The sequence below is a fragment of the Azospirillum isscasi genome (assembly GCF_030849505.1).
Taxonomy (GTDB): Bacteria; Pseudomonadota; Alphaproteobacteria; order Azospirillales; family Azospirillaceae; genus Azospirillum; species Azospirillum isscasi.
Genome location: NZ_JAUJFI010000115.1, coordinates 1 through 18,936, shown reverse-complemented (window position 1 = coordinate 18,936; position 18,936 = coordinate 1). Strand labels below are relative to the sequence as shown.

Annotated in this window: 18 protein-coding genes and 1 pseudogene; 9 read left to right on the top strand and 10 right to left on the bottom strand. The window is 69.6% G+C overall.

Features of this window, described 5'->3' with window-relative positions; translation table 11 throughout:
• From QSG27_RS20075 to QSG27_RS20065, 3 genes and pseudogenes are all read right to left on the bottom strand, one after another.
• Positions 1-246, bottom strand: a pseudogene (locus tag QSG27_RS20075) (ImuA family protein); the annotation flags it as partial.
• A 137-nt stretch (positions 247-383) separates the two neighbouring features.
• Positions 384-1,487 carry a Tim44 domain-containing protein gene (locus QSG27_RS20070; RefSeq protein WP_306709247.1) on the bottom strand — a complete coding sequence of 368 codons (1,104 nt, stop codon included), beginning with the start codon at positions 1,485-1,487 and terminating at the stop codon, positions 384-386.
• A 139-nt stretch (positions 1,488-1,626) separates the two neighbouring features.
• Entirely contained in the window at positions 1,627-1,863 is a 237-nt protein-coding gene (locus tag QSG27_RS20065; RefSeq protein WP_306709246.1) for a hypothetical protein, read from the bottom strand.
• A gap of 511 nt (positions 1,864-2,374) precedes the next feature.
• Between QSG27_RS20065 and QSG27_RS20060 the strand changes: the two genes are divergently transcribed.
• From QSG27_RS20060 to QSG27_RS20040, 5 genes are all read left to right on the top strand, one after another.
• Entirely contained in the window at positions 2,375-2,800 is a 426-nt protein-coding gene (locus tag QSG27_RS20060; protein ID WP_306709245.1) for a DUF4112 domain-containing protein, read from the top strand.
• A gap of 83 nt (positions 2,801-2,883) precedes the next feature.
• On the top strand, positions 2,884-3,537 hold the full coding sequence (locus QSG27_RS20055; protein WP_306709243.1) for a hypothetical protein: 654 nt from the start codon (positions 2,884-2,886) through the stop codon (positions 3,535-3,537).
• Between the two features lie 91 nt (positions 3,538-3,628).
• Entirely contained in the window at positions 3,629-5,029 is a 1,401-nt protein-coding gene (gene hemN / locus QSG27_RS20050) for an oxygen-independent coproporphyrinogen III oxidase (RefSeq protein WP_306709242.1), read from the top strand.
• Positions 5,030-5,182: 153 nt separating this feature from the next.
• Complete coding sequence (locus QSG27_RS20045) at positions 5,183-5,800, top strand: glutathione S-transferase family protein (protein ID WP_306709240.1); 618 nt, start codon at positions 5,183-5,185, stop codon at positions 5,798-5,800.
• An 8-nt stretch (positions 5,801-5,808) separates the two neighbouring features.
• Positions 5,809-6,270 (top strand): protease complex subunit PrcB family protein, encoded by a 462-nt coding sequence (locus tag QSG27_RS20040; protein WP_306709238.1) that lies wholly within the window; start codon positions 5,809-5,811, stop codon positions 6,268-6,270.
• Positions 6,271-6,308: 38 nt separating this feature from the next.
• Here QSG27_RS20040 and QSG27_RS20035 read toward each other — a convergent pair whose 3' ends face one another.
• The 3 genes from QSG27_RS20035 to QSG27_RS20025 all read right to left on the bottom strand — a co-directional run bounded on the left by QSG27_RS20035 (position 6,309) and on the right by QSG27_RS20025 (position 9,971).
• Positions 6,309-7,202 (bottom strand): ABC transporter permease, encoded by an 894-nt coding sequence (locus QSG27_RS20035; protein WP_306709237.1) that lies wholly within the window; start codon positions 7,200-7,202, stop codon positions 6,309-6,311.
• Positions 7,199-8,164, bottom strand: coding sequence for an ABC transporter permease (locus tag QSG27_RS20030; RefSeq protein WP_306709235.1), 966 nt, complete (start codon positions 8,162-8,164; stop codon positions 7,199-7,201). The genes QSG27_RS20035 and QSG27_RS20030 overlap by 4 nt, the downstream gene beginning before the upstream one ends.
• Before the next feature lie 145 nt (positions 8,165-8,309).
• Positions 8,310-9,971: a peptide ABC transporter substrate-binding protein gene (locus tag QSG27_RS20025; RefSeq protein ID WP_306709233.1), complete on the bottom strand. Its 1,662-nt coding sequence runs from the start codon at positions 9,969-9,971 to the stop codon at positions 8,310-8,312.
• A gap of 178 nt (positions 9,972-10,149) precedes the next feature.
• On the opposite strand from QSG27_RS20025, the gene QSG27_RS20020 reads away from it, so the two are divergent.
• Together QSG27_RS20020 and QSG27_RS20015 are read left to right on the top strand one after the other, a co-directional pair.
• Positions 10,150-10,929, top strand: coding sequence for an enoyl-CoA hydratase-related protein (locus tag QSG27_RS20020; RefSeq protein WP_306709231.1), 780 nt, complete (start codon positions 10,150-10,152; stop codon positions 10,927-10,929).
• A gap of 106 nt (positions 10,930-11,035) precedes the next feature.
• Positions 11,036-12,469, top strand: coding sequence for a DHA2 family efflux MFS transporter permease subunit (locus QSG27_RS20015; protein ID WP_306709229.1), 1,434 nt, complete (start codon positions 11,036-11,038; stop codon positions 12,467-12,469).
• Positions 12,470-12,481: 12 nt separating this feature from the next.
• Here the strand turns inward: QSG27_RS20015 and QSG27_RS20010 are convergent, their stop codons facing one another.
• A complete protein-coding gene (locus QSG27_RS20010; protein WP_306709227.1) occupies positions 12,482-12,727 on the bottom strand; it encodes a hypothetical protein in 246 nt (81 codons plus the stop codon).
• A 429-nt stretch (positions 12,728-13,156) separates the two neighbouring features.
• On the opposite strand from QSG27_RS20010, the gene QSG27_RS20005 reads away from it, so the two are divergent.
• Positions 13,157-14,047: a LysR family transcriptional regulator gene (locus QSG27_RS20005; RefSeq protein ID WP_306709248.1), complete on the top strand. Its 891-nt coding sequence runs from the start codon at positions 13,157-13,159 to the stop codon at positions 14,045-14,047.
• Between the two features lie 625 nt (positions 14,048-14,672).
• On the opposite strand, the gene QSG27_RS20000 is transcribed toward QSG27_RS20005, so the two are convergent.
• Both QSG27_RS20000 and QSG27_RS19995 read right to left on the bottom strand, forming a co-directional pair.
• Positions 14,673-15,035 (bottom strand): hypothetical protein, encoded by a 363-nt coding sequence (locus QSG27_RS20000; RefSeq protein WP_306709226.1) that lies wholly within the window; start codon positions 15,033-15,035, stop codon positions 14,673-14,675.
• Positions 15,036-15,160: 125 nt separating this feature from the next.
• Positions 15,161-16,000 (bottom strand): universal stress protein, encoded by an 840-nt coding sequence (locus QSG27_RS19995; RefSeq protein WP_306709224.1) that lies wholly within the window; start codon positions 15,998-16,000, stop codon positions 15,161-15,163.
• Positions 16,001-16,430: 430 nt separating this feature from the next.
• On the opposite strand from QSG27_RS19995, the gene QSG27_RS19990 reads away from it, so the two are divergent.
• Positions 16,431-18,179, top strand: a complete 1,749-nt coding sequence (locus QSG27_RS19990; protein WP_306709220.1) for a putative bifunctional diguanylate cyclase/phosphodiesterase — start codon at positions 16,431-16,433, stop codon at positions 18,177-18,179.
• A 19-nt stretch (positions 18,180-18,198) separates the two neighbouring features.
• Here QSG27_RS19990 and QSG27_RS19985 read toward each other — a convergent pair whose 3' ends face one another.
• Positions 18,199-18,834: a glutathione S-transferase family protein gene (locus tag QSG27_RS19985; protein ID WP_306709218.1), complete on the bottom strand. Its 636-nt coding sequence runs from the start codon at positions 18,832-18,834 to the stop codon at positions 18,199-18,201.
• Positions 18,835-18,936: the final 102 nt, after the last annotated feature.

Here is an 18,936-nt window from a genome sequence, read left to right as displayed (position 1 = left end):
GAGGCGGGCCAGCAGATGCGCGGCGAAGGCCGTGCCGGCGCCCGGCTCCTCCCCCGCCACCTCGTGCAGGCAGCCGAGCGGCAGGCCCCCCGCCGGAAAGGCCGCGTCGAGGTCCGGCAGGCCGAAGGGCAGCACCCGCGCCCCCTCCCCGCACAGCCCTTCCAGACCCCGGATGCGGGCGCGCAGATCGGCCAGCAGAGCCGCCCGGTCCGGCGGGGACGCTTCAGGCATTGGACGAACGGGCATGACTCGCTTCCGCTGGGCAGGTTTTTGTTCCTGATATGTTCTATCATGCCCACGCGGCCCGGGGGAGTCCGGAAATGCGAAAGGGGGTGTCCTTCCGGACACCCCCTCGCAAGACCGGTTGAGGAGTGGAGAGTGGATCAGCCGGCCTGTTGGATCGCCGACAGGACCCAGCGCCCGCCGCGCGGACGGGTGAAGGTCCAAATCTCCGTGGCTTCGACCGGACGGTTCGGATCGCCCTCGACCACGCGGTTGCTGGCGCGGTCCACCGTCACGTCGGTCAGCGAGAAGCGCATCGCCACGGTGGCGTACTCCGCGTTGCCCTCGCGCCACGCCTCGGCCAGATCGCCCTGGAGCAGGCGGACGTCGGACAGGCGGTTGACCACGCCGCGGTTGTGGTTGGCCGCCAGTTCCTCGGTGAAGTAGGAGGCCATCTCCGGCGTCACGGCGCCGCGCAGGGCCATCAGGTCCTCGTTGCCGTAGGCGGTCTGGACCGTGACCAGGGTCTGCTCGAACGCCTGATAGTCGGCGGGGGTGATGCCCAGATCGTCACGGCGCACGCCCGGACGTCCGCTCGAAGCCGGACCCGCCGCGCCGCCGCCATGGCCGCCGCCCAGCGGGTTGTAGCGCACGTCCGCCGCGTCCCGGTTCATCGCACCGGGGTTCATCGCGCCGGGATTCGGGCCGGCATAGGCGGTGTTGGGAGCGCCCATGCCCGCGGGCCGCGCCGCGCCCGCCGCGCGGTTGCGGAAGAAGCGCACGGCCAGCCGCACCAGGAACACGACCAGCAGGATCTGGAGGATGAAGCCCAGGATGCCCGCAAAGCTGCCCAGCCCGTCGAAGAAGCCGCTGCCGAACAGCAGGCCGCCGATGCCGGCACCGATCAGGCCGCCCATCAGCGCCGGCATGAAGCCGCCGCGCGAGAAGAAGCCGCCACGCTGCGCCGCCGCCGGGGACGCCATGCCCGGCTGCTGCATGCCCGGCTGCTGCGCGCCCGGGGCCGGGGTCGGGGTGGCCGACCGTTCCATCGGGGCGGGGGTGCGCGGCGCGGTGTTGGTCTGGGCCGGCGCCTCGCAGGTGCGCGAGCCGCGGCTGCCCACGGAGCTGCTCTTCCCTGCGCGGGCGTCGGCGGTGCCGGCGGCCAGCGCCACGGCCAGCGCCAGGGCGACGGCGCCGAAGGCGCGGGCCGGGCGGCGGCCCGGATTGCAGATGGCGGTGCGGGGGGATCGCGTGTTCTGGGTCATGGCCGTGTTCGGGAAAGCCCTCGGTTCTGGGGGACGCTCATCATCGTAGCGCCCTCCTATATGGTATGGCTGCCCTGCCGTTTTAGAGGGACCGCAACCGAACCGGCCAGAAAATACGCAGAATGCGCGTGGCGCTCCGTCAGGCCGAGGCGCGCTCCCAGGTCATTCCGCCCTGGTGGAAGCCTCCCGCCCCGCGTGGAGCGGGCGTGACCCGCGGCGCGGCGGGCACCCGTTCCGCCAGCGCCAGCGACGCCCAGACGCGGCGGCGGACCTCGATCTGCCGGCGGCAATCACGCGAGCAATAGAGCGGCGCCGGCCCGCGCGGCGAACTGCGGTGGAACGGTTGCCCGCAGCAGGCGCAATAAAGAGTGTTCATGGTTATCCTCCCTGTCCCTTTTCCGACTTCCGGTGCCCCGCCATCACCCTTTGGAGCGGGTGCCCGTTCGGCTTTTTTTCGGTCTTTAGTCTCGGTCCATGCGCAGCATTGTTGTCCCTTGAGACTTTGCAGACCAGAGGGGCCTTCGGCATATGGCCGCCCGCCCTCCGCCCCGAAACCCGCGGCTTGGGGAAAAAGCCTTCGACGTTACAGATGCTTAGTTCACGACCGCCCCACCCTGCGCGTCCATTCGCCGCATCCGGTCGGGAAATGCCTTCTCCTTTCGGACGATAACCATTCGTCCGACCGACAATTCGCATGACGGCGGCCCCGCCCGAAACGTGAGCGCGTCCGTGCGATTGGGCACCCGATGGAGCCGAACACCCGATGGAGATAGGCCGGGAACCGCAAGGCACAGCCGCGGGTTGCTCACCCGACACGCCCGACCGGCTCCGCCCACGGCTCCCTACCCGGCGGCTCCCCCAGGCGGCCTTCCTGCACCGGTGAAGCCATGAGCGACATCCGCACGCGCCCCGCGCCCGCCTCCACCCATCCGGGCATCGCCCCGACGTCGCCGGTCATCGACATCGACCTGAACCGGCTGGAACGGCTGCGCCGGCTGACGCGGCTGATGGACACGCGCTGGCGCATCCCCGGCACGCGCATCCCCATCGGGCTGGACGGCATCGCCGGGCTGGTCCCGGTCGCGGGCGGCACAGCGACCGCCGTGGTGTCGGCCTACATCATCCTGGAGGCGGCCCGCTTCGACCTTCCGAAAAGCCTGATCGCGCGCATGATCGCCAACCTCGCCATGGATTGGGCCGGCGGGTCGGTCCCGGTGGTCGGCGCCGTCTTCGACATCGCCTTCAAGGCGAACCGCCGCAACCTGGATCTGCTGCACGAGCATCTGGAGAACCGGCTGGCCGGGCTCGCGTGATCGGGCACGCCCCCGATTTCCGGCAAAACCCTTGCATGCGTCCGGTCATCCGCTCCTCGAACGGGCGGTGACAGGAGGAACGCATGACCGTCATGTCCATCGCCCAGGGGGTGCGGAACACCCCTCCGGGGCACCGTTTCGCTTCCGCAACGCAACCGGCGGATCAAGGCTTTTCCGCCGTTCCGGCCGATGCCGCGGCGCCTTCGAGGGAGGCCGGGACGTTCCAGCCGGCGGACGGGGCGGCGGGCAGGGCGGTGGATGGGGCGGCGGGCAAAACTTTCCGGGTGGACGCTTTTGCCGGGGTGCTGAAGCAGAAAACCGCCGCCTTCAACGAAGAGCTGGCCGTCCGTTTCGCCCTGGCCGACATGGACACGCGCCAGCCCGTCACGCTGGACGTCGATGCGGAGGGCCGCGTCACCGTGGCCGGCGATCATCCCGGCAAGGCGGCGATCGAGCGCCTGTTCGCCGAGGACCCGGAGTTCGCCAACCGCTACCGCGAGATCGCCGGGGGACACGCCTTCCTGGCGCACTGCCGCGTCGCCACCCGCTTCCAGCACGAACTGGAGGACAGCAAGACGGAGGAGGAGCGCAAGACCGTCCTGCGGCGCTACGAATCCGTCTTCCGCCAGCTCGAGGCCGCCGGCGGGCGGATGGCCTGGGCCGGCGGGCCGCCCGGCAGCGCCGCGGTGGACATGGCGTCCAGGCTGCTGGGCCTGCCCTCGTGGGCCATGGGGTGACGGGCCGGGGATCGACGGGCCAACCGGCGGGCGCCCCAACGCTTGACTTGTGTCAAAGCGGCGGACTGCCGTCTGCACGATCCTCCGCGCCATGAACGCGATCTCCCCCGTGGCCTGCGCCACCGCCCCGACCGCCCTGAACGCCGCCCTGCTCGCCAAGTACGACGGGCTGCGGGTGCCCCGCTACACCAGCTACCCGACGGCGCCGCACTTCACCCCCGCCGTGGGGGCGGAGCGCTACGCGGCCTGGCTGGCGGAGCTGGACACGGCGGCCCACGCGGGGTCGCTGTACCTGCATGTGCCCTTCTGCGCGAAGATGTGCTGGTACTGCGGCTGCCACACCAAGATCGTCGCCCGCTACGCCCCCATCGCGGAGTATCTGGGGCATCTGCGGCGCGAGGTCGGCATGGTGGCCGACCGCATCCCCGGACGGCTGCGGGTGCGGCACATCCATTTCGGCGGCGGCACCCCGACCATGATGGCGCCGGACGATTTCGAATCGCTGATCGCCCTGCTGCGCGCCCGCTACGACGTGACGGCGGACGCGGAGATCGCCGTGGAGATCGACCCGCGCACCCTGACCCGCGAGATGGCGGAGGCTCTGGGCCGCGCCGGGGTCAACCGCGCCTCGCTGGGCGTGCAGGACTTCGATGCCGATGTCCAGGCGGCCATCAACCGCATCCAGCCGCGGGAGCAGACCGAGCAGGCGCTGGAGTGGCTGCGCGCCAACGGCATCCGCCACATCAACCTGGACCTGATGTACGGCCTGCCCAACCAGTCGGTGGCGAGCGTCGCGCGCTCCGCCGAGATCGCTTTGACCATGGCGCCGGACCGGCTGTCGGTCTTCGGCTACGCCCATGTGCCGTGGATGAAGACGCACCAGAAGAAAATCGACGAGTCCGCGCTGGCCGGCACGCTGGGCCGGTGGGAGCAGTTCGCGGCCATCGCCGGGGTGCTGACCGACGCCGGCTTCCGGCCCATCGGGCTGGACCACTTCGCCAGGCCGGACGACGAGCTGGCCGTGCAGCAGGCCGAAGGGCGGCTCAGCCGCAACTTCCAGGGCTACACGACCGACGACGCGGAGGTGCTGCTGGGCTTCGGCGCCTCCTCCATCGGGGCGCTGCCGCAGGGCTATGTGCAGAACGCCGTTCCCTTCGACCAGTACGCCCAGGCCGTCGAGGCCGGGCGCTTCCCGACGGGCAAGGGGCTGGCGCTGACCGACGACGACCGGCTGCGCCGCGACCTGATCGTGCGGCTGATGTGCGACCTGTCGGTGGACGTCGGCGCGGTGGCCGAGGCCCACGGGCTGGACGCCGGAGCCTTCGACGCCGATCTTGCCGCCATGGCGGATCTGGTGGCCGACGGGGTGGCCGTGGTGTCGGGGCGCCGCATCGACGTGCCGGAACCGGCCCGCCCGCTGATGCGCATCGTCGCCGCGCGCTTCGACACCTACCTGTCCACCGGGGCCGGGAAGCACAGCCGGGCCGTCTGATTGGCGGGCAGTCTGATTGGCGGGCCGTCTGATCGGCGCGAAAAGGCCGCGTTTTCCCTGCCTCTGGCCTTCCGCGCGCAAATCGGCGAAACTGGAGCCCGTTGAACGCCTTTGCGGACTCGGCAAAGGGACAGGCTCCAGGGACGGGCACCGATGATCACGCTCTACACCTTCGCCTCGCCGAACGGGCAAAAGGCTTCGATCCTGCTGGAGGAGCTGGGCCTCACCTACAAGGTCCACAAGGTCGACATCGTGGCGGGGGACAACCGCCACCCCGACTATCTGGCGATCAGCCCCATCGGCAAGATCCCGGCCATCGTCGAGGATCTGCCCGGCGGCCGGAAGCGCCGGCTGTTCGGGTCGGGCGCCATCCTGCTGCATTATGCGGAGCATACGGGCCGCCTGCTGCCCGAAGGGGTGGACGAGCGGGCGGAGGCGATGAGCTGGCTGATGCTGGGCGTCAGCGACCTCGGCCCCACCGGCGTCAACAAGTTCCGCTTCTCGGTGATGGCGCCGGAGAAGATCCCCTACGCCATCGACCATTTCAAAGGCGAGCTTCAGCGGATCTACGCCGCGATGGAGGACCGGCTGGCCGGGACGGAGTATCTGGCCGGGTCCTACTCCATCGCCGACATCGCCTGCTTCCCCTTCGTCGCCGTGGTGGCCAAGGCGGACGGCAACGTGCTGGAACGCTACCCCAACCTGAAGCGCTGGTACGACACCGTCGCCGAGCGCCCGGCGGTCAAGCGCGGCATGGCGGTGCCGGAGTGAGCCGCCCCATGCGCCGGACGGCCATTTTTGTCACGCTCGCCGCCGCCCTTCCCCTGCTGGGGGCCTGCCAGACGACCGCGGACGGGGCGGGGCAGCCGTCCCTCATCCCCGCGGACGCCGGCCCCGGCACCTACTGGCAGGGCGACCGCAGCCAGGCTTTCGAGCGCGCCTATGTGGTCGCCCGCGGCCCGCAGGACTGGGCCGACCTGTGGGCGCGCGTCGGCGAGGCGGCGCCAAGTCCCCTGCCCGGCGACCGCATGGCCGTGGCGGTCTTCCTCGGCCCGCGGGACACGGGCGGCTATGGCGTGTCGATCGACAGCGCGCGGGCGTCCGGCGGCGATGTCATCGTCGGCTACCGCGAGCGCGTTCCGGGTCCGGCCCAGGCGGTGGCGCAGATGCAGACCAGCCCTTACGCGGTGCGGCTGATCCCGTTGGTGAACGGGACGGCGAAGTTTCAAAGGGAGAAGTGAGGGGAGGGGGCAAGACCTCCCCAAAGCAACAACTCCTCCTACCTCTTCCCCACCACCCGCGGGTCCAGCGCGTCCTGAAGCCCGTCGCCCAGCAGGTTGACGGCGATCACCGTCAGGAAGATCAGCAGCCCCGGCCACACCGCCAGCAGGGGCGCCGTTCCCACCAGTTCCTGCGCATTGGTCAGCATGTTGCCCCAGGAGGGCAGCGGCGGCTGGATGCCGAGCCCGAGGAAGCTCAGCACCGACTCCAGCAGGATCACGTTGCCGACCGTCAGCGTCGTCGCCACCACCGCGGGCGCGGCGACGTTGGGCAGGATGTGGGCCAGCATGATCCTCCGGCTGTCCGCCCCCATCGCCACCGCCGCCCGCACATAGTCGCGCCGCCGCGCCGACAGCGTGGCCCCGCGCACCAGCCGCGCCACCGTCGTCCAGCCGAACAGCGCCACCAGCACGACGATGCGCAGCAGGCTGGCGTCCTCCGCCCCCGCCACCTCCGGCGGGATGCCCAGCCGCGTCAGGTCGATGGCCCCCAGCACGATCAGCAGCGGCAGCAGCGGCAGCGCGATCAGCCCGTCCGTCACGCGCATCAGCAGATCGTCCAGCCGCCCGCCGAAATAACCCGCCAGCAGCCCGATCCCCGTGCCGATCACGGCGGAGGCCAGCGCCGCCGCCACCCCGACGAACAGCGACACCCGCCCGCCGTAGAGCAGCCGCACCAGCACGTCGCGCCCCAGCTCGTCCGTGCCCAGCGGGTGCAGGGCCGAGGGCGGGCCGAAACGGTCGAGCAGGCTGATGCCCGTGGCCTCCACCCCCAGCCAGGATTCCACCCAGGGCGCCGCCGCCGCCGCGACCGCCAGGACCAGCAGCAGAAGGGCACTGGCCGCCGCCAGCCGGTGGCGGGCGAAGCGCCGCAGGAACCGCCCGGCCCTCATGCCCCGTCCCCTTTGAAGGAGATGCGCGGGTCCAGCCCGGCATAGGCGGCGTCGGCCAGCAGGTTGCCGGCCAGCGTGGTCAGCGTGGCGAACAGCAGCGCGACCAGCGCCACGTTCAGGTCGTTGCCCATGATGCTGTCGTAGATCAGCTTGCCCATGCCCGGCCAAGCGAACATCGTCTCGGTCACCAGCGCGCCGGAGAAGAGGGCGCCGAACTCCAGCGCCACGATGGTCACGACGGGGATGGTCGCGTTGCGCAGCGCGTGGCGCCAGACCACCCGCCCCTCCCCCAGCCCCTTGGCGCGGGCGGTGCGGATGTAGTCCTGCCGCAACTCCCCCATCATCGCGGCGCGGACGTAGCGGGTGTAGCCGCCGATGCTGGCCAGCGTCAGCGAGGCCACCGGCAGCACGAGGTAGGGCAGCCGCTGCCACCACCCCTCCCCGCCGACCGGGCCGAGGCCGGAGGCGGGCAGCCATTGCAGCTCGACCGCGAACAGCAGGATCAGCAACAGCGCCAGCCAGAAGGCCGGGACGGAGATGCCGGCGAAGCAGAACAGGTTGATCGCGTTGTCCGCCCAGCCATAGGGCCGCCGCGCCGCGTAGACGCCGAGCGGCAGCGCCACCGCCAGCGTCAGCGCCATCGCCGCCCCCAGCAGCAGCAGCGTGTTGCCCAGCCGCGGGAGAAGGATCGTCAGCACCGGCTGCGCGTAGAGCCGCGAGAAGCCGAAATCCCCCGCCAGCGCCGCCTGGAGCCAATGCCAGTAACGCTCCAGCAACGGCTTGTCGAGGCCGTAGAGCGCCTTCAGCCGCGCCGCGTCGGCGGGGGTGGCGCGCGGGTTGCCGGCCAGCATCATGTCCACCGGGTCGCCCGGCATCAGCGTCATCAGGACGGTGATGACGAAGCTCATCAGCAGCAGGACGGCCAGCGCCTGGAGCAGGCGGGAGGCGAGGAAGCGGGTCATGGGAGGGGCATAGTAACGTCGCCCCCTCCCCAACCCTCCCCCGCTTCGCGGGAGAGGGGGCCAATCTGCCCTCTCCCGCGAAGCGGGGGAGGGAGGGACCCACGCGCAAGCGTGGGAGGGTGGGGGCACCCGCCTATCACCCCCCTCACTCCTTCGCCTTCCACGTCTCGATCCACAGCGTGCTGGAATCCAGATGCCCGGTCGGCACCACCCCGTCCAGCCAAGTCGGCAGGATGAAGGGATCGGCGCGGAAGAACAGCGGCAGGTTCGGCAGGTCCTGCGCGTAGAGCGTCTGCAACTTCGCCCACAGCGCGCGGTTGGCCTCCGGCGCGCAGACATGCTCCAGATCCTCCAGAACCCGGTCCATCTCCGGGTTCCGGTAACCGGTGTAATTCTGGCCCGCCCAGTTGTTGGCCTCGGTCGGGATCATGCTGGAATGCAGGATGGTGCGCGGGATGTTCTCCGGCGCGCTGATCCAGGCGAACAGCGCCATCGACTTGAAGCGGCGCTTCTCCAGCGTGTCGCCGAACAGGACGCGGGCGGGCTCGTTGACGATGCGCACTTCGATGCCGGCCTGCCGCCACTGCGCCTGGAGCACCTGCTGCAACACCTCGCGGGAGCGGTTGCCGGCGGTCGTCATGATCTCCAGCGCCAGCCGCTCCCCCTTGGCGTTGTGGCGCACCCCGGCGCGCCGCTCGCTCCAGCCCGCCTCGTCCAGCAACCGGCCGGCCAGCGCCGGGTCGAAGGGATAGGTCGGGTAGCCCGGCGCGTGCACGCGGTCGAGCGGGCTGATCTCGTTGTGGGCGACCGGCTGGCGCCCGTCATAAAGCTGCTTGGAAACCGCCTCGCGGTCGATGGCGTGCAGCAGCGCCCGGCGCACCCGCACATCGGCCAGCGCCGGGTTGTCGAGGTTCAGCTCCACATGCTCGAAGAACAGGCCGGGCTTGTAGAAGACGTTGTAGCGGCTGCCGTGCCGCTTCTCGAAGGCAAGGACCTGATCCAACGGCAGGCCGGTCTCCCCCGGCACCATGTCCACCTGCCCGGCCAGCAGGTTGGCCTCCAGCGCGGCGGTGTTCTCGATGGCCTTCACGACCACCCGCTTGAAGGCCGGCTTCGCCCCCCACCAGGTCGGGTTCGGCTCCAGCACCACATGGCTGCCCGGCTCGACCTGGGCGATGCGGTAGGGGCCGAACCACAGGCCGGGGTTGGTGGTGTCCGTCTCGTATTTGGAGCGGTTGCGGTAGGTGGCCGGGTCCGCCTCGAACACCGGACGCTCCAGATGGGCGGGCAGGATCTCGAAGTCGTTGATCTCGGCGTAGCTGCACACCGGCTTGTCGCGGTGGATGGTGAAGGTGCGCTCGTCCTTCACGTCGATCGCCACGATGTCGCGGGCGAACAGATCGAAGTTGGCGTAGCCGCTCTGCGGGTGCTTGCCGACCGTCCAGGTGAACAGCACGTCCTGGGTCGTCACCGGCGTGCCGTCGCCCCAGGTCGCCTTGGAATTGATGGTGTAGGTGACCTTGATGCCCTGCTTGCCGTCGGGCCGCGTCTCGTATTCCGCCGTGCCCTTGTCCAGCGCCGGCAGCTCGGTGCAGAGCAGGCAGGTCAGCCGCCAGTCGGGATCGTAGGCGGTGAAGGGCCGGCGCGCCATGGACAGGACGTAGCTTTTGGCCATCATCGCTTCCATGGAGGGGTGCCAGTTGGACGGGAACTGGGTCATGCCGATCACCAGCTCGTCCTTCGCCGCGAATGCAGGGGTGCCCATGAGGGCGGCGGCCAGGGCAAGGGCGGCTATTCCCGTTCGCATCGCGGCGTCGTCTCCGTCCGGTGTGGTCCCGGCTACGAACTATGGGGACCCGCGGCGCTCCGGTCCAGCACCGAAGCGACCGCAGCGAAGTCCCCAGGGAAGCCCTTGACGGAACGGGGCTGCGGGTGTTTGTGGTCTGCCCCATACGCAACCGAATGGATGGGGAGCCCGACACGCCATGGCCGGCACCGTGACCCTGACGCGCGACGGCGTCGTCGCCACGCTGACGCTCAGCAACCCCGACAAGCTGAACGCCTTCGACAAGCCGATGTGGCAGGCGCTGATCCCGCTGCTGCGCCAGCTCGGCGCGGACGCCACGGTCCGCGTGGTGGTGGTGCGCGGCGCCGGAGGGCGGGCCTTCAGCCCCGGCGCCGACATCTCCGAATTCGAGACCGAGCGCAACAGCCCCGAACAGGGCGCCGATTACGGCGTGCTGATGGACGAGGGGCTGGCCCTGCTGCGCGAATCGCCGCACCCGACGCTGGCGGCCATCCAGGGGGCGTGCTGCGGCATCGGGCTGGCGGTGGCGCTGGCCTGCGACCTGCGGGTCTGCACCGCGGGCAGCCGCTTCGGCGTGCCGGTCAGCCGGCTCGGCATCTCCATGGCGCTGCCGGAACTGAAACTGGTCTACGACATCGCGGGCGGCCCGGCGGCTCTGGAAATCCTGCTGGAAGGCCGCGTCTTCGGCGCGGAGGAGGCCAAGGACAAGCGGCTGGTCCACCGCATCGTGGCTGAGGAGGCGTTCGAGGCCGAGATCGCCGCGACCTGCGAACGCATCGCCGGGGGCGCCCCGCTGGCCGCCCGCCTGCACAAGCAGTTCGTCCGCCGCCTGTCCGACCCCGCCCCGCTGTCGGAGGCGGAGGTCGCCGAATGCTACCACTGCTTCGGCACGGAGGACTTCCGCGAGGGCTACCGCGCGTTCCTGGAGAAGCGGAAGCCGGTGTTCAAGGGGCGGTGAACGGGGGCGCATGCCAGGGTTCACCCCATAGCGGTGGTATCCGGACGGCGGAAGTCCAGATTGGGATCAGCCTCCCCGCCCCATCGCTCCTTCTCCCGCACCCGCCATGCCCCGCGCCGCCCGCTTCGTTCCCTTCATCATCGCCTGCGCCCTGTTCATGGAGAATCTGGACGCGACGGTGATCGCCACCGCGCTGCCGGAGATCGCGCGGTCGATGGGCGAGGACCCGCTGCGCCTCAGCCTCGCCATGACCTCCTACATGCTGGCGCTGGCGGTGTTCCTGCCGGTCAGCGGGTGGATGGCCGACCGCTACGGGACGCGGACCGTCTTCGCGGCGGCCATCGCGGTGTTCACCGTGGGCTCGGTCCTCTGCGGCCTGTCGGACGGGCTGTACGAGCTGGTGGCGGCGCGCATCGTCCAGGGGCTGGGCGGGGCGATGATGGTGCCGGTCGGGCGGCTGATCCTGCTGAAGACGGTGCCGAAGGAGCGGCTGGTCGCCGCCATGGCGCAGATGACCCTGCCGGCGCTGATCGGGCCGGCGCTGGGGCCGCTGGTCGGCGGCTTCATCGCCACCTACGCCTCCTGGCGCTGGATCTTCTACATCAACGTGCCGATCGGGCTGATCGGGATGGCCCTGGTGCTGACCCTGATTCCCAACGTGCGGGAGACCGAGCGCGACCCCTTCGACGGCCGCGGCTTCGCGCTGAGCGCGCTGGCGCTGGCCGCGTTGATGTTCGGGCTGGAGAATGTCGGGCGCGGGGTGATGCCCCCCGCCGCGGTCGCCGGGGTCCTGGCGCTGGGATTCACCGCCGCGTGGCTCTATCTGCGCCGTGCCCGCGGGATGGAGCGGCCCGTGCTCGACCCCTCGCTGCTGCGGCTGCCGACCTACTTCGCCTCCGTCATGGGCGGCACGCTGTTCCGCATCGGCATCGGCGCCGTGCCCTTCCTGATGCCGCTGATGCTCCAGGTGGGGTTCGGGCGCACGCCCTTCGAATCGGGGGCGCTGACCTTCGCCGGGGCCGCAGGGGCGCTGACCATGAAGGCGCTGGCCGGGCCGATCCTGCGGCGGCTGGGCTTCCGCCGGGTGCTGCTCGCCAACGCGCTGCTCAGCGGCGCGATCCTGATGAGCTACGCCGCCTTCCGGCCCGAGACGGCGCACTGGGTCATCCTGGGCGCGCTGCTGATGGGCGGCTTCTTCCGCTCGCTGCAATTCACCGGCTTGAACAGCCTGGCCTACGCCGAGGTGCCGAAGGAGCGGCTGAGCCGCGCCAACACGCTGTCCAGCGTGATGCAGCAGGTCTCGCTCAGCCTGGGCGTGGCGATCGGGGCGCTGGTGCTGCACCTGACGCAGAGCGCCGGCCCCGGTGCGGCGCTGACGCCCACCGACTTCGTGCCGGCCTTCCTGACGGTCGGGGCGATGGCCTGCGCGTCGGCCCTGTTCTTTCTGCCGCTGCCGCCCGACGCCGGTTCGGAAATCAGCGGCCACCGCGCCCGCGCGCGGGCCAAGGAGCCGCCGCGGGCGCTGGAGGCCGCCGATTGAAGACGCCGCCGGTTACGGCTCGTCCCAGTCCGGCTCGTCGGCCTTGAGAAGCTCCACGAGCCGGGCGACCCGGCCCGAGGGCGGGTGGCCCGTCGCCTCCCCCATGTAATCATCGGCGCCGGTCCAACTGGCCGCCTCCATCAGCTCGGCGGGGCTGGCGCCCGTGCCGATGATGCTGGCAATGCGCATGTCGTCCAGGCGCCCGCAGATGTCGATCACCTGATCGCGGGTGAGCGCCGGCTGATGCTGATCGGGCATTCGGAAACCCTCCTTCCCAAATCCGCGTCCTCCCGGATTAGCGGTCCGCCCCCCGCCGGCGCAACGGCGCAAGGGGGGAGGCTCCGTCACAACAAGGAGGGACCCCGCCCCCCGAGTCCCGCGATGCTCCGCCAATCATCGGTTATCTTCCGAGCAAATCCGGCAAGGCGCAGCCGTCCTTCGGTTGCGGGCGGTTGCGGGCGGTTGCGGGAAAAAGCGGAAATCCCACAATGCGGGATAAATAAATGTGGGCTCTTCGCAGCACACTGGAAAATTCTTACCAAGCTTGGCTCTTTTTCGTGCGGTCCGCCTTTGGTTGGGGGTGCGTTCGCCGCGCGTTCCCGGTATAAATGAGCATGGCGGCTATGCGCCGTCTTCAAGAATGAACGGGAGGCTTCCCGCCAGGGCGCGGGCAGCAAGACAGGCATGATGGACTGGGACAAGCTTCGGGTCTTCCACGCCGTGGCCGAGGCTGGAAGTTTCACGCACGCCGGCGAGACGCTGAACCTCAGCCAGTCGGCGGTCAGCCGCCAGATCAGCGCGCTGGAGGAAAGCCTGGGCGTGCCGCTGTTTCACCGGCACGCGCGCGGCCTGATCCTGACCGAGCAGGGCGAACTGCTGCACCGCACCGCCCGCGACGTCTTCGCCAAGCTGTCGATGACCGAAGCGATGCTGACCGAAAGCCGGGAGCATCCGAAGGGCCCGCTGCGCGTGACCACCACGGTCGCCTTCGGCTCCACCTGGCTGACCCCGCGCGTCAACGAGTTCCTGTCGATCTACCCGGACATCCAGCTCACCCTGCTGATCGACGACAACGAACTGGATCTGGCGATGCGCGAGGCGGACATCGCCATCCGCATGAACACGCCGCGCCAGCCGGACCTGATCCAGCGCCATCTGATGTCGGTGCATTTCCACCTCTACGCCCACCAGGAGTATCTGAAGAAGCGCGGCGCCCCGAAGATCGCCGCCGACCTGGACGGGCATGACATCGTGGCCTACCCGCCGGACGTCCGCGCCCCCATCGCCAACGTCAACTGGATCAACGAGGTGGGCGATCCGGCGCCGGGCACGCGCAAGCCGATCCTTCAGGTCAACAGCATCTACGCGATCTACCGCGCGGTGGAGAGCGGTCTGGGCATCGCCGCCCTGCCCGACTTCCTGGTGGACGGCAGCAAGGAGCTGACCCGCGTCCTGCCGGACATCGACGGCCCGAAGGTGGACGCCTATTTCGTCTATGCCGAGGAGTTGCGCCATTCCAAGCGCATCGCGGTGTTCCGCGACTTCCTTGTGAAGAAGGTGGCGGAGTCGGCCTTCTGAACCAGCCCAGCCTTTGTGCAGGCGACACATCTGCCTGTTTTTGATGCAGAGGCGTCCGGCAAACCATGCCGGGCGCCTTTGTTTTTGTACGGATCGTGCCGGGAAGCGTCCCGCAGCTTTGCAAGCCGGTTGCCGTTTCCGGGCGCGAACCACCTGCCCTTTGGCACCATACCCGTCTGCACGCCAAATCTTCGCGCTTCTTCAAGCCCTTACAAGCTATGCGGTTCTCGCATGGCCGAATTGGATATTTGGGGATGGAATCATTTGGGCAGAATGGTCAAATCTTGGGCGTTGGATGTTGCGCCGCAGCATCCGGCGTTTCGTCCCGGAAGCCCGCTTCCGGGGTTGGGTCTTCGGACCCAGCGTCTCCCAGACGTGAAGCCTCCCTGTTCAACTCGCCGCTAAGTCACAGACTTAGCGGCAGTTTTTTTCTCGGGACAGGGACGCCTCCTCAATCCACCACCGTGATCCCCTTCGGGCGGCTCGTTTCGGTCGGCAGATGGTCGGCGGAAAGAACGCGCTGAGAAAGAACGCGCTGATAGGTCCCGTTCGTCTGCACCATCACGCGCTGGCCGGGGGCGAAGAGGCGCCGACCAGCCCGCCCCTGTTCAGGCGGACCGTCGCGTCACCAGCCCCGGCCCGAGGACCAGCCGCCGTAGAACTGCACGCTCGGCCCCGAATAGGGGCGCGGCCCCCAATCGTTCCCCCAGGAGCGGTGACGATGGTGGTGGCGGGGCGGCGGCCCCCAATAGGGCGGCGGAGCGATCACCACGGGCGGCGGCGGGCGGTACCCCGGCACGACGATCACCCGGCTGCCCGGCGGCGGCACGATCACCGAAGGACCACCGTACCAGTGGCCCCGATCGCGCGGGCCGTGCGCGTCCGCCGCCGAGGGAAGCACGGCCAGGGCGAGCGCCCCGACGATGCCCAGCGCCGTCATGCGGCGGGACAGAAAACGGCGGAAACAGGTGGGGATCAGCGCGCTCATGCCGGTCTTCCTTCGCAGGTCCGGCGGCGCCTGTTCATCAGCGTCCGGCGCCGCCGCACTGAGATGAACAGGCGCCGGAGCCGGACTATTCCCCGGAAGGCCGGTTACGAAGGGCCGAGCGGAACTCAGTGGCTCATCAGCACCGGAACCGTCATGTGCTCCAGCATGTAGCGGGTCATGCCGCCCAGCACCTGTTCGCGCAGGCGCGACCGGCCATAGGCCCCCATGACCAGCAGATCGCAGGACTCATCGGCGACGGTGTTCAACAGCGTGTCGCCCGGGTCGATCTGGTCGGTGACGATGTGGGTGGCCTCCACCCGGCAGCCGTGGCGCGACAGATGCTTGGCGATGTCCGCACCCGGCTCGTCACCGATGCCGGCGGGGCCGGACCTGGGATTGACGGCCATCACCACCACGCGCTTGGCGGCGGACAGGATGGGCATGGCGTCGGCAACCGCGCGGGCCGCCTCGCGGCTGCCATTCCAGGCCACCAGCACGCGCTCCCCGATGTGGGGGAAGCTGCCGGCGTAGGGCACCACCAGCAGCGGGCGTCCGCATTCGAACACCAGATCCTGCGGCAGCACGACCGGACGGTCGCGGTCGCGGTGCGGATCGGCCTGCCCGACCACCACCACGTCCGCATAGCGCCCGTGCAGGGCCGCGCTGTCCGTCGGATGCCCGTAGAGGACCCGCCATTCCGAACGGTCGGTCAGGCCGTTGCGGCGCACCGCGTCGGCGAAGAGATCCCCCGCCCTGGCGGTCTGGTTCTCGGTGTAGCCGCGCTGCATGGCGCGCACCTCGTCCGGCAGCTCGGCCTCGACATAGCCCGGCAGGGTCAGCGGGACGATGGGGTAAAGGCCGGTGATGTGGCTGTCGGTGCGCGCGGCCAGTTGGGCGGCGGCGGCGATTCGCGCCGACGCGGCGGCGGTGTCGTCGACAACCACCAGAAGATCCTTCAATGCCATGGCGATTCTCCCTCGCTCGCGCGGGTGGGCGGTCGTCGTGCACCACCTCTTCTCGCGCATTGGGCGAAACTATAGCCCGGCGGGGGCGGCTCTGACGACGGTTAGAATGGGGAACGCTGGCATGCCGCTTCTGCGCGTCGGCTCCGCCCGTGCGCGTCGGCCCCCGGCAACCTGTCGTGGTCCGGCACGGGGCGGCACACGGCCCTCCGGCCCGGAGAGCCGCCATTGCTACGAATTGAAACATTATCAGTCAAAATATCAACCGTGATTTGTACGAATACCCGGGTATGAGGGTCGGTTCTGTCGTTGGACAACTATAGTGCGGCGATGCTTTCCACCATCTTCGATGGCTTTGGTTTTGACGGGCGGGCATTCTTTCGCGTAAGTGTTGACCCTGGTTTTCCCAACGGTGTCTCGACCATTCCCGCCCATGAAGCCGGACCCTCACCTCGCCTCTCTTGCCGCAGCCCTGTCCGGCACCGATTCCGGGGCACCGGCGCTCGACACCCTGCGGCAGCTTCTTGACGTCATGCCGGCGATGGTCGGCCTGCTCGACACGCAGCGGCGGCATCTCTACGCCAACCAGGCGTATCTGGCCTACATGGACCGCAACCTGGACTCCATCGTCGGGACCACGGTGGCCGACATTCTGGGGCCGGAAACCCTGCGCAACAACAGCGCCGCGGTCGAACGCGCGCTGGACGGCGAGACGGTGCAGGTGGAAGGCTGGCTTCCCCGCGCCGGCGGCGGCAACGACTACGTGACGCGGGTGCACGCGCCCTACCGCAATCCGGACGGCTCGATCGCCGGCTATTTCGTCATCATGCAGAACATGACGGAGCGGCGGCGCACCCAGGACGACCTCTTCCGGCTGGCCTACTACGACCCGGTGACGGGGCTGGCGAACCGGCTCCTGCTGGTCAAGCACATGGCCGATTTCCACGCGATGGGGGAACCCTTCACGCTGGTCATCGTGGACTTCGACCGGTTCGTGGACGTGCGCACCAGCCTGGGCCAGGGCTTCGCCAACGAGATCCTGACCGACGTCGCGACGCGGCTGAGCATGCAAGCCGGTTCGGTGGACCTGATCGCCCGAATCAGCGACCACGCCTTCGCCCTGCTGATCGGCGGCACGCAGGACCCGCTGGAGGTCGAGGAGCGGCTGACCACCATCGCGTCGCTGGTCCGGTCCGCCAAGACGGCGTCGGGCGCCTCGGTGTTCCTGTCGGCCAGCATCGGCGTCGCGTCCTCCAGCGACACCCACACCCGGCCCGAGGACGTCCTGCGCGACGCCGAGATCGCCACGGGCCGCGCCCGCGAGCAGGGCGGCGGGCGCCACGCCTGGTTCGACCCGGCCATGCACGCCCGCGTCGTGGAGCAGGTGCGGCTGGAGCACGACCTGCGCCGCGCGCTGGAGCGCGGCGAGGAGTTGTGGGTCGCCTACCAGCCGATCGTGGAGATGGTCACCGGCGGTCTGGCCGGGTTCGAGGCGCTGGTGCGCTGGAACCATCCGGAACGCGGCAACATCCCGCCCGGCGTCTTCATCCCCATCGCCGAGAGCACCGGCCTGATCGTCACGCTGGGCGCCTGGGTGCTGCGCGAGGCGTGCCGGCAGATCGCCGAGTGGCAGGACAAGCGCTTGCCCGGGTCCGCCAACCTGTTCATGAGCATCAACCTGTCCACCCGCCAGTTGAACGACCCCGACGTGGTTTCGCTGGTGCGCGACGTGCTGCGCGAGACGGGGGCCGAGCCGTCCTGGATCAAGCTGGAGATCACCGAAAGCGCGGTCATGGAAAAGGCCGACCAGGCGATCCGCCTGCTGCAGAGCCTGCGCGGGCTGGGCATCAAGATGTCCATCGACGATTTCGGCACCGGCTATTCGTCGCTGTCCTACCTGCACAAGCTGCCCATCGACAGCCTGAAGGTGGACCGCTCCTTCGTCATGGCCATGCACCAGTCGGAGGAGAACCGCGCCATCGTCCGCATCATCATGGATCTGGCGCGCCTTCTCGGCTTCGACGTCATCGCCGAGGGCATCGAGACGAGCGCCGACGCCAACCTGCTGCGCGCGCTCGCCTGCGACTACGGGCAGGGCTACCACTTTGCCCGCCCGATGCCCGCCGCCGACGCCGACCGGCTGGTCGGCGCCGAGCATCTGCCCTGGCAGGTGCCGCGCTGAGCGGCGCTCCGCCCGTCACTCAGTAAAAGGGGTCGCCGAGCCCCTCGGCCTCGAACGCCGCCCGCACCGCGGGACGGGCCAGCATGCGGGCGAGGTAGGGGCCGAGGTTGGGCAGGCGGCGCGCCGGGGTGCCCATGAAGCGGGTCCAGCGCGCCAGCATGAACAGGTACGGGTCGACGGCGCTGTAGCGGTCGCCCAGGAACCACGCCTTGTCCCCCAGCACGCGGTCCAGAAGCGTGAAGCGCTCCAGCAGCCGCGCCTCCGCCATGGCCTTCACTGAGGCTTGCGCCTCCGCCCCCTCCACATGGCGTTCGGGGTAGAAATAAACCAGCATGTCGGCCTGCACGGTGTTGGTCAGGAAGACCAGCCACATGTAGAAATGCGCGCGCTCCGCCGTACCGGGGGCGGGGGCCAGCCCGGCGGCGGGGTAGGAATCGGCCAGATGCAGGCAGATCGCCGCCGATTCGAACAACACCAGATCGCCGTCCACCAGGGTCGGCACCCGCCCGTTGGGGTTCAGCCGCAGATAGTCCGGCGCCTTGTGCGCGGCGGTGGCGCGGTCCAGCAGGACCATTTCGAACGGCACCCCGATCTCGCGCAGCAGGATGTGCGGCGCCATCGACGCGGTGCTGGGCATTCCATAGAGCGTGAGCATGTTTCCCTTTCCCCCTTAACAGGCTGCGGAAAAAGGCTATGCCCGGCTTGCCGGTCGTGATTCTCTCCGTTTGAAGAGAATGCGGCCGGTGAGGGGACGATG